Source organism: Streptomyces sp. NPDC025833, assembly GCF_055558055.1.
On sequence record NZ_JBVHNF010000001.1, the window covers coordinates 133,150 to 147,714 of the forward strand.

The following is a 14,565-nucleotide window of genomic DNA, read 5'->3' on the forward strand; positions in this document are numbered from 1 at the left end:
GGGTCCGGCAGCGGGAGCCCCGCGGTCTTCCCGTCGCCGGGGGCGAGGGCGGGGCCGAGGTCCGGGAGGTGGGTCGGACCTCGACCCCGGGTCTGTCACGCCCCGCGGGCGGTTCTCACCACTGCTCGCGCAGCGCGGTGAGCAGGGACTCGGTCGTCCGCCCCGACGCCGCCTGGGCGCTCAGCCGGTCCAGCGCCTCGCGGTAGACCACGACCTCGTCGGGCTTGTCGAGGTAGTCCGCGCCGGCGAGACCGTTCAGGTAGGCGATGTCGGGCAGTTCGCGGGCCCGGAACCGGAAGAGCTGGAACGCGCAGGCCCACAGGGCGGGGTGCGGACCGTGGGCGAACGGCATGAGCTGCACGGTGACATGGGGCAGCCGGGCGGTCTCCACGAGGTGGTCGATCTGCGCGCGCATCACCTCCGGCCCGCCGACCGGCCGGCGCAGGACGGTCTCGTCCATCACCACCCACAGCCGCGGCGGCGCCTGGCCGGCCAGCAGCTCCCGGCGGCGCATGCGCAGCGCGACACGGCGCTCGGTCGCCTCGGCGGACGCCTGGGGGTGTGCCGCGGCGAGCAGGGCCCGGGCGTAGTCCTCGGTCTGCAGCAGCCCGTGCACGAACTGGTTCTCGTACGCCCGGATCTGCAGGGCCGCCTGTTCCAGGCTGAGGTAGGCGGCGAACCAGTCCGGCATCACGTCGCGGTAGGCGTGCCACCAGCCGCGCTTGTTGGCCTCGCGCACGGAATGGAGGAAGGTGTCGATCTCCTCCTGGTCGGTGACGCCGTACACCTGGAGGAGCTTCTCGGTGTCCGCGAGCCGCAGCCGGGCCACCTTGGCGGCCTCCATGCGGCGGATGGTGGAGTGGCTGACCCCGATGGCCGTGCCCGCCTCCGTGTAGCTGAGGCCGGCCCGGGAACGGAGTTCCTCCAGCTGTCTGCCGAGGATCATGCGCAGTACGGACGGAGCGCCGCCCCAGTCGGTCTCCGCGGTCACACCCACCCCCCTCGCACATCCCCGACCCACCCTCGCACGCGGATCGTCCGTCCCGCTCATTCGATCACGATCCGGCCGATGCAGCATGCACTTGGCCAAATGAAATTTTCAACTTGCCGGTTGCGGGGCCGGGTTGCCGGGTGCCAGAGTGGACCCACCGCTCCGGCCGGCCCGCGGAGCGGACGGCGCGGCCGGTCCAGGAGGATCAGGCTGCCATCACGGCCCGGATCAGGTCGTGGGCGCTCGCCGTCCGAGCGGCCGGTCCGGCACGTACACCGCTCACGAGGCCGGACGAAAGGCACACGGCGATGGCTCGGCCCTCCCACCCCCGACGGCTACCCCGGCCGTACGACGGGCAGTAACCGTACCGGCTGCCGTACTCGACCCCCGTCCCCTGACCACCCGGAGGCGAGCACCCTGGTCGACTCCCTGGGCCTCACGGCCCCGACCGGCTCGCCTCCGGGGTCCCATCGCCCGGCTCCACCGGCCCTCCGAGTGCCCCCGGCCCCACCGCCGGCGGCGCCGTCCCCCACGGCGCGGCCGGCCCGCGCACCACCGGCCGGCCACCACCGGCCGACCACCGCCGGCCCCACGCCGGCCGGCAGGGCCCCCTCCTTCCGTGCCACGCACCGAGGCCCGGCCGCGCACCTCGCGCGCCCACCGCTTCGGGACACCCCCCACTCGTCCGAAGGACAGTCATGCACCGCACCTTCCCCCACGCATTCCCCCACCCCGTGCCCGCCCCGGCCGCCGACCCGTCCTGGACCCGGACCCGCCCCAAGCCCGGCTCACAGGAGCAGGCCGGCTGAGCCGCCTCGGCGGCGCGCCCGCCGGCCGGTGCCGGGCCTTGCTCTGCCGTGCTTTACGGCATCCGGCCCGCGACCCGCTAGATTCACCGCCGGTGCGGATCGCCCGCACCCCCCGGCGGGCCGGTTCCGGTCAGGGCCCCGCGTCCGCCGGGCTGCCGTCCCGCCGAGGGGTGCCATGGTCTGGTCGCTGCTCCGCCGCCGCCGACCCGGCTCCGGGCTTCCCGAGCCGGGCAGTTGCGCGTCCGGCCGGCACGCGCTGGCCACCCCTCGGCTGCTGCTGTTCACACCGCGGACCCGCATGGACGTGGTGGCGGGACTCGCGGCGAGCGCGGACGCGCAGGCACAGCGGTGGCTCGGCACCCAGGCGGACGAGGTGCTGCCCGACCCCGGCACCCGCCGGGCCCTGCTGGCCTGGCGGCCCGCCGGCGACGACGGCCGCCCCGTCCCGCCCGTCCTGGCCGAGCCGTACACGCCCGGCCCGGACGCCCCTCTCTTCCTGGTCTGCGTCCGCCGAGCCGACCTCAGCTACGCCGGCGGTCTGGAACTCCAGCACCGGACGGGCGAGATGGGCGGCTGGCTGGCACCCGGCTGCCGCGGCCAGGGGCTGGGCACCGAGTTGTTCCACGCGGGCGTGCGACTGGCCCACTCCCACCTCGGGCTGACCACGGTCCGGGCCGGTGCCGAGGTCGGGAACCTCGCGAGCCGGCGAGCCCTGGCCCGCGCGGGCTTCGTCCCCGACCGGGGCCCGGACCGGCACACGCTGCCCGACGGCCGCGTGATCGACGCCCTCTGGCACCGGCACGACAGCCCGACGGCCCACCGGTGCCAGTGACCCGCGGCGCCCTGCCTCGTCGCGCGGCGGTCAACCGGGCCGCGCCACGCCGTGGACCCCGCGCTCTGCCAGCCCACCGTGAACACCGCGCCGCGATCACCCGTGGTGAACCCTGCCTCGACACCACCACTCGCCGCCCCACCGGCCGCGCCCGGCAGACATATCCGGCTTATGCTGCCCAAGACCGTCCAGAGGGGAGTGCCCATGGCCGACACGCCCGCCGAACCCGCCGCCGAGCTGTCGCTCCGGCCGCTCGGCTTCGAGCACCTGGCCGCCGTACTGGACCTGGGCCACCGGGTGTACGACACCGACGCGATGCCCTACACCGGCTGGTCGCTGACGGCCGTCGCGGGGCACCTGGACGCCGCGGACCCGGCCTGTCTGGTGCTGCTCGACGGGGAGCGGGTCGCCGGGTTCGTGCTCGGTTCCCTGACCTTCGAGCAGCGTGCCGACTGGGGGTACCTGGAGTGGATCGCCGTCGACCCGGACTACCAGGGGCGCGGGGTGGCCTCCCGGCTGGTCCGCGAGTGCTGTGCGCGGCTGGAGGCGGCCGGTGCGGTGTGCGTCGTCACGGACGTCGAGCGCCGCAACACCGCATCCGCCGCGCTGATGCGCCGTAACGGCTTCGCGGAGGAGGCGACCGTCAGCCTCTTCGTACGGCCGTCGCCCGACGCGTCCGCGACCGGCGCGGGCCGGGGCCGGGAATCCGCCACCCCGCGCCGCCACCTCACCCGCGCGGCGGCCGAACGGGTCCGCTGAACCGGCGCCGGACCGATGCCGGTCCGACGTTGCACCAACGCCGGACCGATGCCCAACGGCAGCCGGACCGGCGCTGAACCGCGGACCGGCCGCGCCGGCCGGCACCCGGGTCATCTCAGCGGCCGGCTCCCCGGGGCCGCCCGCCCGCATCCGCACCCCGCCGCAGGCGACGCCCGGTCGCTCAGGCGCCGGGCATCAGGCCCGCCGCGACGGTCGCGCCCAGTTCCCAGCACGCCTGGGTGTCGATCTTGCCCGGCTCCCCGGTGACGGTCACCGGTTCGGCCGCCCGGCGCCAGCCCAGGCCGGTCGTGACGGTCTCGACGGCGCGGACCGCGCCGGTGACGTCGTTGCCGCCGTGGACGTAGAAGCCGAAGGGGCGGCCCCGGGTCGCGTCGAGGCAGGGGTAGTAGATCTGGTCGAAGAAGTGCTTGAGGGCGCCGGACATGTAGCCCAGGTTGGCGGGCGTGCCGAGCAGGAACCCGTCGGCCGCGAGCACGTCGGAGGCGGTCGCGGCGAGGGCCGCCCGCCGTACGACGCGGACGTCCTCGATCTCCGGGGTGGTGGCGCCGGAGACGACGGCCTCGAACAGCGCCTGGCAGTTGGGCGAGGGTGTGTGATGGACGATCAGCAGGGTAGGCACACCCGGCACCCTGCCGTGCGTCCGCCGTCCCTCGCAAACGGTGGGCCGCGGCGGACGCCGTGACGGAGGCGCGCCGGAGGCGGGCCGCAGGGGGAACGGGAGGAACAGTCGTGGCCGAAGAGGACCGCCGGGCACCGGCCGCCGTGGTGTTCGACGCGCTGGGGCCGGCCTACGAGCGGGCGTTCGCCGGCTCCGCGCCGCACCGGGCGTCGCTTGACCGGCTGCTGGAACTGCTGGCACCGGGCAGCAGGGTGCTGGACGTGGGCTGCGGCACGGGACGGCCCACCGCGCAGACCCTCGCCGAGGCGGGACACCGGGTGGTGGGCATCGACGTCTCCCCCGTCATGGTCGACCTGGCCGCCCGGCAGGTGCCCGGGGCGGAGTTCCGGCTCGCCGATATCCGCGAGACGCCGTTGGCCGAGGACTCGTTCGACGCGGTATGCGGATACTTCTCGCTGCTCCAGATGACGCGCGCCGAACAGGCGGCGGTCGTGGCGAAGCTGGCCCGGGCGGTGCGGCCGGGCGGCCCGGTCGTGCTGGCCACCGTGCCGCTGGACGTGGAGGATGTCCAGGGCGTCTTCATGGGGCAGCCGGTGCGGGTCACGAGCTTCGACGCCGGGGCGTTCACCCGGCTGGTGACCGACGCGGGCCTGACCGTGCTGTCCGAGGAGCAGGCGGTGTTCACCCCGGACCACCCCGAGGCCGTACCCGAACCCCACCTGTTCCTGCTGGCCCGGCGCCCCGCGGAGTGATCCCGGGCCCGCCGGGCGCGGGCCGCGGCGTACCGGGACGCGCCGTCCGGTGCTGCCGGCTGCTGCTCCGTTCGGCGGCGCGCCGCCCTCGGTTACAGTGACGGCCACTCAACCGGAGGGGAGACGTCGGTGCGGGTCAGGGTGGGGGCGGTCGGGGTCCGCATGGTCGCCGCGGCGGCGCTGGCGGCAGTGCTCGGCGGTTGTGCCGAGCCGGCGGCCGGGGACGCGGACGGGAAGACGTCCGCGGGCGCGTCGGCGAGCGCCCACGGGGCGGCCGCCGAGGAGACCGCGGCCGCGGACACGGCGGCGGGGAACGGGGCCGTGGTCCGCGGCGGCACGGTCGGCCCGGCCGGTTCGGCCTGTGAGCTGCCCGTCAGGTTCGGCATCGCCGCGCACTGGAAGGCGAAGCCGGTCGACGCCGGCAAGGAACTGTCCCAGGCCGCGGACGGCGCGGACGGCGGCCTCGGCGGGGCGCTCGCCGACGCCTTCCTCCGGCAGGGGCCGGTCACCGCGGCCTGCGAGATCGACGCCAAGCCGGCCGGCGCCATCGGGTTCCTGCGCGTGTGGACCGGCAAGCCGGGCGGCGCGGACGCGGGGAGCGTGCTGCGCCGGTTTGTCGCCGCCGAGGACAACGTCAGCGGGCCGCGGTACCGCTCCTTCAGGACCGGTGGCGGCCTCGCCGCCGTGGAGGTGGAGTACCTCCGCACGAGCAAGGTCCTGGACGAGACGAAGAAGGAGAGCGCCTTCGCCGTCGGCACGCCCGACGGCCCGGTCGTCCTGCACCTCGGCGGCCTGGACACCGGGGAGCACGAGGCGATGCGCCCCGCCTACGAGCTGGCCAAGCGGACCCTCGCGCTCTCCTGAGGCCCGGCCCGCGCCGTTCAGCCGTCGTCCAGCACGAAGGCGAGGTCCGGGGCGCTCTCGGAGCATCGGGGGTCATAAGCCAGACCTGGAAAACCCATAAGATCGACTTATGACGTCATAGACCGGACCCCCGTACCAGGTTAGGTCTGCCTTAGTTTAGGCTTCCGGACACGTCGCCCGTTCACGTTCGAAGGGAACCTGATCATGCCGCGCCCCCTGCGGGTAGCCATCGTCGGAGCCGGCCCCGCCGGGATCTACGCCGCCGACGCCCTGCTCAAGTCCGAGGTGGCCGCCGACCCCGGCGTGTCCATCGACCTCTTCGAGCGGATGCCCGCCCCGTTCGGCCTGATCCGGTACGGCGTCGCGCCGGACCACCCGCGCATCAAGGGCATCATCACCGCCCTCCACCAGGTGCTGGACAAGCCGCAGATCCGGCTGTTCGGCAACGTCGACTACCCGTCGGACCTGAACCTGGACGACCTCCGCGCCTTCTACGACGCGGTGATCTTCTCCACCGGCGCGACGGCCGACCGGGACCTGTCCATACCCGGCATCGACCTGGACGGCTCCTACGGTGCCGCCGACTTCGTCTCCTGGTACGACGGCCACCCGGACGTGCCGCGCACGTGGCCGCTGGAGGCCGAGAAGGTCGCCGTGCTCGGCGTCGGCAACGTGGCCCTCGACGTGGCCCGCGTCCTGGCCAAGACCGCCGACGAGCTGCTGCCGACCGAGATCCCGCCGAACGTGTACGACGGCCTGAAGGCCAACAAGGCCGTGGAGATCCACGTCTTCGGCCGCCGCGGCCCGGCGCAGGCCAAGTTCAGCCCGATGGAACTGCGCGAGCTGGACCACTCGCCGAACATCGAGGTCATCGTCGACCCCGAGGACATCGACTACGACGCGGGCTCGATCGAGACCCGGCGCGGCAACAAGCAGGCCGACATGGTCGCCAAGACGCTGGAGAACTGGGCGATCCGCGACGTCGGCGACCGCCCCCACAAGCTGTTCCTGCACTTCTTCGAGTCGCCGGCCGAGATCCTCGGTGCGGACGGCAAGGTCGTCGGCCTGCGCACCGAGCGCACCGAGCTGGACGGCACCGGCAACGTCAAGGGCACCGGCGAGTTCAAGGACTGGGACGTCACGGCCGTCTACCGCGCCGTCGGCTACCTCTCCGAGAAGCTGCCCAAGCTGCCCTGGGACATCGACTCCGGGACCGTCCCGGACAAGGGCGGCCGGGTCATCGAGGAGGGCGGCACCCCGTTGCAGTCCACCTACGTGACCGGCTGGATCCGGCGCGGCCCCGTCGGCCTCATCGGCCACACCAAGGGCGACGCCAACGAGACCGTGGCCAACCTGCTGGACGACTACGCCCAGGGCCGGCTGCACGCTCCCACCGCGCCGGAGCCGGAGGCCGTGGACGCCTTCCTCGCCGAGCGGAACGTCCGCTTCACCACCTGGGAGGGCTGGTACCGGCTGGACGCCGCCGAGCGCGCCCTGGGCGAGCCGCAGGGCCGCGAGCGGGTCAAGCTCGTCGAGCGCGAGGACATGCTGCGGGAGAGCGGGGCGTAGGCCCCGGCTCCTTCGGGCCCCGGGGGCCGGCGCCTACCGCGCCGGCCCCTTCCGCGTTCCGCCCCCGGCTCGCCGGGGCCGGGAGCAGGGCAGGGGCGGGGTGGACGGCCCCCGACCGTCAGGCTCCGCAGGCCACCGGCTCCGCAGGCCACCGGCTCCGCCCGGACCCGCGTCGCGCCAGGCGGCCGTCCAGCCGTTCGAACGGCGCGCGTCACCGCCTGCGGGCCGGGCAGGCCCGGCGCGTACGCCGGAGCGAGCCGGCGCAGGCCACGGGCGGCGGGCCGGGCCGGCGGGTGAGGCCGGCGGGTGCGGCCGGAGCCGGACGGGGCGGCGGGCCACCGGCGGCACCGCGCGGCGACGTCCCGCCGCACACGGCCGCGCTCGCCGGCCCGGCCCGGACCCGGCGGCCGCCGGAGCTGCGCGACCGGCTGGACCCGCCCGCGCTGCGGCGGGAGGCCGGACCCGGCCGGGGACGTTCGACGGCCGGGCCGTGACGGCCCGCGCGGCCAGGACACCGGAGCCCGTCGGCGGTCGGCGGTCCGCGGTCGGCACCGGGCACCCCGTGCCCCCGAGGCATGCCAGGGCGTCCCTGAGGAGGGATGCCGGGGGCGCCCCGGGCGGATGGGTGGGAGCGGGCCGGGAAGCTCCGCCGCGCGCCGCGCACACTCCGGGCGCGCGGTGGGCACCCGGTGCGCCCGTCGCACTCCCGGCCGACGCGCGGGGCCGGGCCCCGGCGGCCGGATCGCGGCCCCTTGCGGTGATACTGGGGAGCCGCACCCCGTCCCCATCAGCAGATTGGCCCATGTCGAACTCCGCCGCCACCGGCCACGCCACCGTCCCGCAGACCCTCTGGGCGGCCCGCGGCCGCCACACCGGTCCCGATCCCGAGGACGTCGTCCGCCGCACCCTTGCCCGGCGCAAGGAGAGCGGTGACATCGACGACTTCGCCGAACCGCCCGAGGCCGAGCCACCCGCCGACGAGGCGCTCACGCCCGGAGAGCCCGCCCGGCGGGTCTTCGAGGCGCGCTGGCGGGCCGGTGGCACGGTGACCGTGCGGGCCCGGCTCACCCTCGTACCGCGCCAGGGCCGGCCGCAGGGCCACGAGTGGCGGCTGGTGGCGGAGGCGGAGCGGCCGTGGGACGACGCGTGGCCGTCGCCCGCGACCCTGTTCTGGCCCGCGGGCGACGAGGGCGGTGGCGACGACGGCTCCTGGGACCACCACCTCACGGTGGCCGGTCTGCGCCTGCGGCAGGTCAACGCGCTGCCCGAGGACGACAAGGAGATGCGGCGCCGGCTGCGGGACGCGGCCCGCCAGGCGTGGTGCGTCCACGTCGTGGTGCACGAGGCGATGACGCCCGACGAGCGGGGCCGGCTGCCGCTGGCCGGGCTGCTGCCGCCGGGGCTGCGGCACCGTGTGGTCGAGCACCGGGCCGCGCCGCAGCAACTGCGCGGCGTCAACTGGGCGCTGAAGGACCTCGGTGTCGAGGTGCCGCGCGGCGGTGCGGTGCTGCTCCCGCCGGATCCGGCGCCGGAGGGGTACGACGGCCGGGAGTACAGCGTGCGCAGCGTCTTCCTGGACGGTTCGGAACCGGCCGAACTGGTCGCGGCACTGCGCCGTTTCGTCGCCGCGCCCCGGCCGCTGCCGCGGGACGCCGCGGAGGCGCTGACGGACCTGCGGGAGAACTGGACCCTGCTGACCGTCCAGGAGGAACTGGAACGCGAGCGGCGGCTGGTGGCCATGTACGCCGAGGCGCTGGAGGCGATGACGAAGTCCCGGGACCTGTACAAGCAGGCCGCCGAGCAGGCCCTCCAGGCGCTGGCCGCCTACCGGGACGTGCCGGGGCCCGTCGTGCCGGAGCAGCGTCCCGGTCCCCGCACGCCGGGGGCGCTCCAGCAGCTGACGCGTACGTTCGAGCGGCTGAAGATCTCCGCCAAGGGCCGTCAGCAACCGGAACCCGCGGGGGAGACGGGCCCTGGCACCCGCACGGACGGCCCGGACATCCATCCGGGCACCGGCGCCGGCACCGCACCGCACGCGACGCCCGCGGGCGGCACACGGGTGGACGGCGGCGGCGGGGGCACCCGCGAGGGCGTGGCCGACGGCTCCTCGTAGCCGTCCCCGCCCGGCCCGGAGAAGGAGTCTGCATGGACACGACCACGACCCTGCTGGTGATCGCGGCCTGCGCCGCGGCGGTGCTGCTCGCCGTCGCCGTCGGTCTGCTGGTGCGGCTGGTGCGGACCCGGCGGTCCCTCCAGCGGGCCGGACTGCCGACGGGCCCGCGCTGGGTCTTCTGGGGTGCGGTCGCGTATCTGCTGCTGCCCGCCGACCTGCTGCCGGACCCGATCTACCTGGACGACGTCGGCGTCCTGCTCCTCGCCCTGCGCTCCCTGCGCGCCGACCGGTCGCTGTCGCGCGGGACGCCCGACCTCTGACCGGCCGCGCACCCGGTGCGCCGCAGACGTCCACGGGCCGTCCCCCCGACCCGGTCGGGAAGAGGGGACGGCCCACGGACGTACCCGGACGTCCTCCGGCACCACGCACCCCGACGGTGCGCCCCGAACCGCTCAGTGCACGCCGTCGCGGCGGGCGCCGGCCACGGTCAGGCCGGTCAGCAGGACCGACAGCGCCCCGAGCGCGGCCGCGGCGGCCGCCGGGCCGGCCAGCCAGGGCGGGGCCAGCACCGCCGCCTGGAGCCGGGCCGGGTCCGGCAGGCCGAACCGGCCGCCGAGCACGTGCCCCGCGGCCAGGACCACCGCCACGCCGACGGCGGCCGTCGCCGCGACCAGCCGGGCCGCGGCAGCGCGTGCCGTGAGGGCGAGCGCCAGCAGGCCGCACAGCGCCGAGGCGAGGAGGGTGGCCCCGAAGACACCGCGGGACAGCCCGGTCCAGTAGCGCGGTACGTGGGCCACCCCGCACAGGAGCACCAGCAGCGCGGCGCACCGGGCGGCCCACACGGAGGCGGCCGGGGCCCGGCCGTCGGGGTCCGCCTCGCCCGCCGGCGGCCGATCCCCGGGCGGGTGGCCCTCGGCCGGGCCCCCGGCGGGCCGGACATGGGAGCCGAGGGCCGTCACGGCCGCGACCGGTGTGAACCGTGGGACGACCGGGACGGGGGCGGCCTGCTCGGCAGCCATGAGACCGGCGGCGACCGGTTCGCGCACCCCGGCCCCGGGCCGCTCGTGTCCGGCCGCCGTCCGGTCCGCGGCCAGCCGGCCGATCAGCTCGGCCAGTTCCTCGACGGGCCGGTGGACGGCGACCGCCCGCACGGCCTGCTCCCAGCAGTGGGGCTCCACCGGCTTGCGGTGCAGCAGGCGCATCAGCCGGGAGACCTCCTCCAGGGGGCGGCGCTCGGCGGCGGCGCGGATCGCCTCGTCGGCGCTGTCCGTCTTGCGGGGCGCCTGCGTCAGCAGTGTCACCAGCCGGGTGACGTCCTCCACGGACCGGTCGACGCCGACCGCGCGCAGTGCCTCGGCCTTGACGCGGGCGTGCTCGGGCGCGCCCTCCAGCAGCGTGATGAGGCGGACGACGTCCTCCAGCGGGCGGTCGGCGACGGCCGCGTGGACGAGGTTCTGCAAGGGGTCGTCGTCGGCGCCGTCGTCCTCCGGCCGGGCGGCGGGAGGTTCCTCGGGGGGCCGCAGGGGCCACTTCAGGAGCTGGGGGGACGGGGTGGCAAGGCCGGTGGCGGCCGGTGCCGGCGATATCAGCGAGTCGTCGGGACGGGGGGACGAAGAGCGGGTCGTCATCTCGGCTCCAGGAGAGGGGTGCGACCGCACCCGCGCCCCCGCACACGGTCGCGGCGTTACGCAGTCCATTACTAGGAGCGGTCCCGATCCCCCGCCACCGGAACGGGGCACTGGTGTGAGCCGCCCGCACCTGCCCCTGGGGGACCGCCGGCGCCCCCGGACGACGCGCCCCCCTCCCGCCGGACCGGCACCGCCCGTCCCGACGGCCCCGCACGGCCGCGGGCGCGACCGCCCGGCCCGGAGCGCACCCCTCCCACGACGGCCGGAACCGGGCAGAGCGCCCGCCCACGGCCGTACCCGCCATGGGCCGGCCGGCCGACGGCCGCCGCCTCGGGGCACGGTCTCGCCTGACGGCGCCGGGCAGTGTAGACATGGGCTCATGGTGCGTCTGCCCGGCCGGACCCGGTCCCGGCCGTCCCGATCCCCCGGGCGACCGCGCACACCGCAGGGGCCGCCGCCGGCGGGGGGCGGCACGGACGGCGGCCGGCCCGGGGCGCTCCGGGCGGCGGTCGCCGGGCGCAGCGTCGCCGGACAGGTTTTCCTGCTGCAAGTGGCGATCGTGCTGCTGCTGGTCGTCTCGGCGGTGGTGGCCCAGGTGCTCCAGGTACGGCACGACAGCGAGGTGGAGGCGGCCAACCGGTCCCTCGCCGTGGCCCAGACGTTCGCCTCCGCGCCCGGCACGGCCGAGGCCCTGCGCTCCCCGGACCCCACGGCCGTCCTCCAGCCGCGCGCCGAGGCCGCCCGCGAGGCGACCGGGGTGGACTTCGTCGTCGTGCTGAGCACCGCGGGCGTGCGCTACACGCACCCGAGCCCCGGCCGTATCGGCGGGAAGTTCGTCGGCGACATCGCCCCGGCCGTGGCGGGGCGGACGGTCACCGAGCACGTCAACGGCACCATCGGGCCGCTGGTGCAGGTCGTGGTGCCGGTGAGGGACGCGACCGGCCGGGTGGCCGGCCTGGTGGCCGCCGGGATCACCACCGAGCACGTGGGCGGCACCGCAGACCAGCAGCTCCCGCTGCTGCTCGGCGCGGCGGCCGCCGCGCTGGTGCTGGCCACCGCGGGCACCGCCCTGGTCAGCAGGCGGCTGCTGCGCCAGACCCACGGCCTCGGGCCGTACGAGATGACGCGGATGTACGAGCACCACGACGCGGTGCTGCACGCGGTCCGCGAGGGGGTGCTGATCGTCGCCGGTGACGGCCGGCTGCTGCTCGCCAACGACGAGGCGCACCGGCTGTTGGACCTGCCCCGGGAGGCGGAGCGGCGGCACGTGCTGGAGCTGGGCCTGGACGACGACACGGCGGGGCTGCTGGCCTCGGGCCGGGTCGCCACGGACGAGGTGCACCTGGTCAAGGACCGCCTGCTGGCCGTCAACCAGCGGCCCACGGACCTGCGCGGCGGCCCGCCCGGCAGCGTCACCACACTGCGCGACTCGACCGAGCTGCGTGCCCTGTCGGGCCGGGCGGAGGTGGCCCGGGAACGGCTGAACATGCTGTACGACGCCGGGGTGGGCATCGGCACCAGCCTGGACGTGACCCGGACCGCGGAGGAGCTGGCCGGGCTGGCGGTGCCACGGTTCTGCGACTTCGCGACGGTGGACCTGTTCGACACGGTGCTGGACGGGGAGGAGCCCCGGCCGGGGGCGGCGCTGCTCCGCACGGCCCGCGCCGGTGTCCGCGACGACGCCCCGCTGTACCCGGTGGGCGAGCGGATCCGGTGGGTGGCCGCGTCCCCGCAGGCCCGCTCGCTGACGACCGGGCAGTCGGTGGCCGTACCGCGACTGCGGGAGGAGGCCGGCTGGCGGGCGCAGGACCCGGAGCGCACCGAGCGGGTGCTGGCGTACGGCGTCCACTCGCTGATCACCGTGCCGCTGCGGGCGGGCAGCCTGGTGCTGGGCGTGGTGGACTTCTGGCGCGCGGAGCGGCCGCAGCCGTTCGACCCGGAGGAGGTGGCGCTGGCCGAGGAGCTGGTGGCGCGGGCCGCGGTGTCGATCGACAACGCCCGCCGGTACACCCGTGAGCACGGCATGGCGGTCACCCTCCAGCGCAGCCTGCTGCCGCGCACCCTGCCCGAGCAGGGCGCCCTGGAGATCGCCTACCGCTACCTGCCGGCCCAGTCCGGGGTCGGCGGGGACTGGTTCGACGTGCTGCCGCTGTCCGGTGCGCGGGTGGCCCTCGTGGTCGGGGACGTGGTGGGGCACGGGCTGCACGCGGCGGCGACGATGGGCCGGCTGCGGACGGCCGTGCACAACTTCTCCTCGCTGGACCTGCCGCCGGACGAGCTCCTCGCGCTGCTGGACGAGCTGGTGGGCCGGCTCGACCAGGACGAGACCCCGGCGGACGGGGTGGCCGTGGTGACGGGCGCGACCTGCCTGTACGCGATCTACGACCCGGTGTCCCGGCTGTGCACCCTCGCCCGGGCGGGCCATTCGCCGCCCGCGGTGGCGCGGCCGGACGGCAGCGTGGACTTCGCGGACGTGCCCGCCGGCCCGCCGCTGGGCCTGGGCGGGCTGCCCTTCGAGACGGCGGAGCTGGAACTGCCGGAGGGCAGCCGGCTCGTGCTGTACACCGACGGCCTGGTGGAGGACCGGCGGCGGGACATCGACGAGGGGCTCGGGCTGCTGCGGGACGCCCTGCTGGAGGCGCCCGGCGCCTCTTCCGAGGACACCTGCCGCGTGGTGCTGGAGCGGCTGCCCGCGCGGCCGGACGACGACGTGGCGCTGATCGTCGCCCGTACCCGGGTGCTGGGTCCGGACGGGGTCGCGCGGTGGCAGGTGCCGCCCGACCCCGCGGCCGTGTCGGAGGTGCGGTCCGCGGTGTCCCGGACGCTGTCCGGCTGGGGGCTGGACGAGCTGGCGTTCACGACCGAGCTGGTCCTGAGCGAGCTGGTCACCAACGCGATCCGGTACGGCCGTGCGCCGATCGGCGTACGGCTGCTGCGGGAGCGCACGCTGATCTGCGAGGTCTCCGACAGCAGCACGACCTCGCCGCACCTGCGGTACGCGGCGAGCACCGACGAGGGCGGCCGGGGCCTGTTCCTGGTGGCGCAGCTCGCCGAACGCTGGGGCACCCGGTACACCCGGCACGGCAAGGTGATCTGGGCGGAGCAGCCGCTGCCCTGACGTCCGGGACGCGGGGACGGCGCGGGCCCGGCGGACGGCGGCGCGCGGTCCGCCGCCGGTGCCGCGGCCGCGCGGGCGCGCGGCCGCGGGGCGGCCGGGTGCGCGTGGGGTCCGCCGGGCCCGTGCCCGGTTCCCGGTAGGCCGGGGACGGGGGCGGTCAGCCGCCGCCCAGCCGCGAGCGCAGCAGTTCCTTGCCCAGCTCGGCGCCCTTGCGGCTGTCGGCCTGGGCCTTGCGGAACAGGTCCGCGACCTCTTGGTCCTCGTCGCGCTCGGCGTCCTGGACGTACTGCTCCAGCCGCAGGGCGTTGTTCAGGCACGCCTCGACGTACCAGATCAGGTTGTAGTCCTTGTCGCGCGTACCGGTGACGTCGCCGGTCTCGTCGGTGCTGGTCATCCGGGGCCTCCTCCTTCTGCCGACCCTGTTTCCGCTGCGGGGCCCGCCGGGTACCCCGGTGGCCGTACGGGCACACGGGCCGGGCGGGCCGGGACC

The 14,565-nt window shown here is 76.3% G+C and carries 12 protein-coding genes; 8 read left to right on the forward strand and 4 right to left on the reverse strand.

The window, feature by feature from the left end; translation table 11 throughout:
* Positions 1-115 precede the first annotated feature (115 nt).
* Positions 116-991: a helix-turn-helix domain-containing protein gene (locus tag ACZ4K2_RS00615; protein ID WP_467477714.1), complete on the reverse strand. Its 876-nt coding sequence runs from the start codon at positions 989-991 to the stop codon at positions 116-118.
* 984 nt (positions 992-1,975) lie between these two features.
* On the opposite strand from ACZ4K2_RS00615, the gene ACZ4K2_RS00620 reads away from it, so the two are divergent.
* Both ACZ4K2_RS00620 and ACZ4K2_RS00625 read left to right on the forward strand, forming a co-directional pair.
* Positions 1,976-2,632 carry a GNAT family N-acetyltransferase gene (locus ACZ4K2_RS00620; RefSeq protein ID WP_467477718.1) on the forward strand — a complete coding sequence of 219 codons (657 nt, stop codon included), beginning with the start codon at positions 1,976-1,978 and terminating at the stop codon, positions 2,630-2,632.
* A 204-nt stretch (positions 2,633-2,836) separates the two neighbouring features.
* The gene (locus ACZ4K2_RS00625) at positions 2,837-3,391 is read left to right on the forward strand and encodes a GNAT family N-acetyltransferase (protein ID WP_467477721.1); all 555 of its coding nucleotides are present in this window, start codon (positions 2,837-2,839) and stop codon (positions 3,389-3,391) included.
* 181 nt (positions 3,392-3,572) lie between these two features.
* Here the strand turns inward: ACZ4K2_RS00625 and ACZ4K2_RS00630 are convergent, their stop codons facing one another.
* Positions 3,573-4,031, reverse strand: coding sequence for a flavodoxin family protein (locus ACZ4K2_RS00630; RefSeq protein ID WP_467477724.1), 459 nt, complete (start codon positions 4,029-4,031; stop codon positions 3,573-3,575).
* A gap of 110 nt (positions 4,032-4,141) precedes the next feature.
* Here ACZ4K2_RS00630 and ACZ4K2_RS00635 point away from each other — a divergent pair, with 110 nt between their 5' ends.
* The 5 genes from ACZ4K2_RS00635 (at position 4,142) to ACZ4K2_RS00655 (ending at position 9,649) form a co-directional block, all read left to right on the forward strand.
* Positions 4,142-4,783 carry a class I SAM-dependent methyltransferase gene (locus ACZ4K2_RS00635; protein ID WP_467477726.1) on the forward strand — a complete coding sequence of 214 codons (642 nt, stop codon included), beginning with the start codon at positions 4,142-4,144 and terminating at the stop codon, positions 4,781-4,783.
* Positions 4,784-4,912: 129 nt separating this feature from the next.
* Positions 4,913-5,647, forward strand: a complete 735-nt coding sequence (locus tag ACZ4K2_RS00640) for a lipoprotein (protein WP_467477728.1) — start codon at positions 4,913-4,915, stop codon at positions 5,645-5,647.
* A gap of 204 nt (positions 5,648-5,851) precedes the next feature.
* Positions 5,852-7,216 (forward strand): FAD-dependent oxidoreductase, encoded by a 1,365-nt coding sequence (locus tag ACZ4K2_RS00645; RefSeq protein ID WP_467477731.1) that lies wholly within the window; start codon positions 5,852-5,854, stop codon positions 7,214-7,216.
* A gap of 802 nt (positions 7,217-8,018) precedes the next feature.
* Positions 8,019-9,329, forward strand: a complete 1,311-nt coding sequence (locus tag ACZ4K2_RS00650; protein ID WP_467477733.1) for a hypothetical protein — start codon at positions 8,019-8,021, stop codon at positions 9,327-9,329.
* A gap of 32 nt (positions 9,330-9,361) precedes the next feature.
* Entirely contained in the window at positions 9,362-9,649 is a 288-nt protein-coding gene (locus ACZ4K2_RS00655) for a DUF1232 domain-containing protein (RefSeq protein ID WP_467477736.1), read from the forward strand.
* Between the two features lie 132 nt (positions 9,650-9,781).
* Here the strand turns inward: ACZ4K2_RS00655 and ACZ4K2_RS00660 are convergent, their stop codons facing one another.
* Positions 9,782-10,957, reverse strand: a complete 1,176-nt coding sequence (locus ACZ4K2_RS00660; protein WP_467477739.1) for a hypothetical protein — start codon at positions 10,955-10,957, stop codon at positions 9,782-9,784.
* A gap of 379 nt (positions 10,958-11,336) precedes the next feature.
* On the opposite strand from ACZ4K2_RS00660, the gene ACZ4K2_RS00665 reads away from it, so the two are divergent.
* Entirely contained in the window at positions 11,337-14,075 is a 2,739-nt protein-coding gene (locus ACZ4K2_RS00665) for a SpoIIE family protein phosphatase (RefSeq protein WP_467477741.1), read from the forward strand.
* A gap of 157 nt (positions 14,076-14,232) precedes the next feature.
* Here the strand turns inward: ACZ4K2_RS00665 and ACZ4K2_RS00670 are convergent, their stop codons facing one another.
* Entirely contained in the window at positions 14,233-14,469 is a 237-nt protein-coding gene (locus ACZ4K2_RS00670; RefSeq protein ID WP_467477744.1) for a hypothetical protein, read from the reverse strand.
* Positions 14,470-14,565: the final 96 nt, after the last annotated feature.

Bases quoted from the DNA above. Each gene is read 5' to 3' on its own strand.
- ACZ4K2_RS00620 (WP_467477718.1), top strand. From the start codon at position 1,976: ATGGTCTGGTCGCTGCTCCGCCGCCGCCGACCCGGCTCCGGGCTTCCC.
- ACZ4K2_RS00625 (WP_467477721.1), top strand. From the start codon at position 2,837: ATGGCCGACACGCCCGCCGAACCCGCCGCCGAGCTGTCGCTCCGGCCG.
- ACZ4K2_RS00645 (WP_467477731.1), top strand. From the start codon at position 5,852: ATGCCGCGCCCCCTGCGGGTAGCCATCGTCGGAGCCGGCCCCGCCGGG.
- ACZ4K2_RS00650 (WP_467477733.1), top strand. From the start codon at position 8,019: ATGTCGAACTCCGCCGCCACCGGCCACGCCACCGTCCCGCAGACCCTC.
- ACZ4K2_RS00655 (WP_467477736.1), top strand. From the start codon at position 9,362: ATGGACACGACCACGACCCTGCTGGTGATCGCGGCCTGCGCCGCGGCG.
- ACZ4K2_RS00660 (WP_467477739.1), bottom strand. From the start codon at position 10,957: ATGACGACCCGCTCTTCGTCCCCCCGTCCCGACGACTCGCTGATATCG.
- ACZ4K2_RS00665 (WP_467477741.1), top strand. From the start codon at position 11,337: ATGGTGCGTCTGCCCGGCCGGACCCGGTCCCGGCCGTCCCGATCCCCC.
- ACZ4K2_RS00670 (WP_467477744.1), bottom strand. From the start codon at position 14,469: ATGACCAGCACCGACGAGACCGGCGACGTCACCGGTACGCGCGACAAG.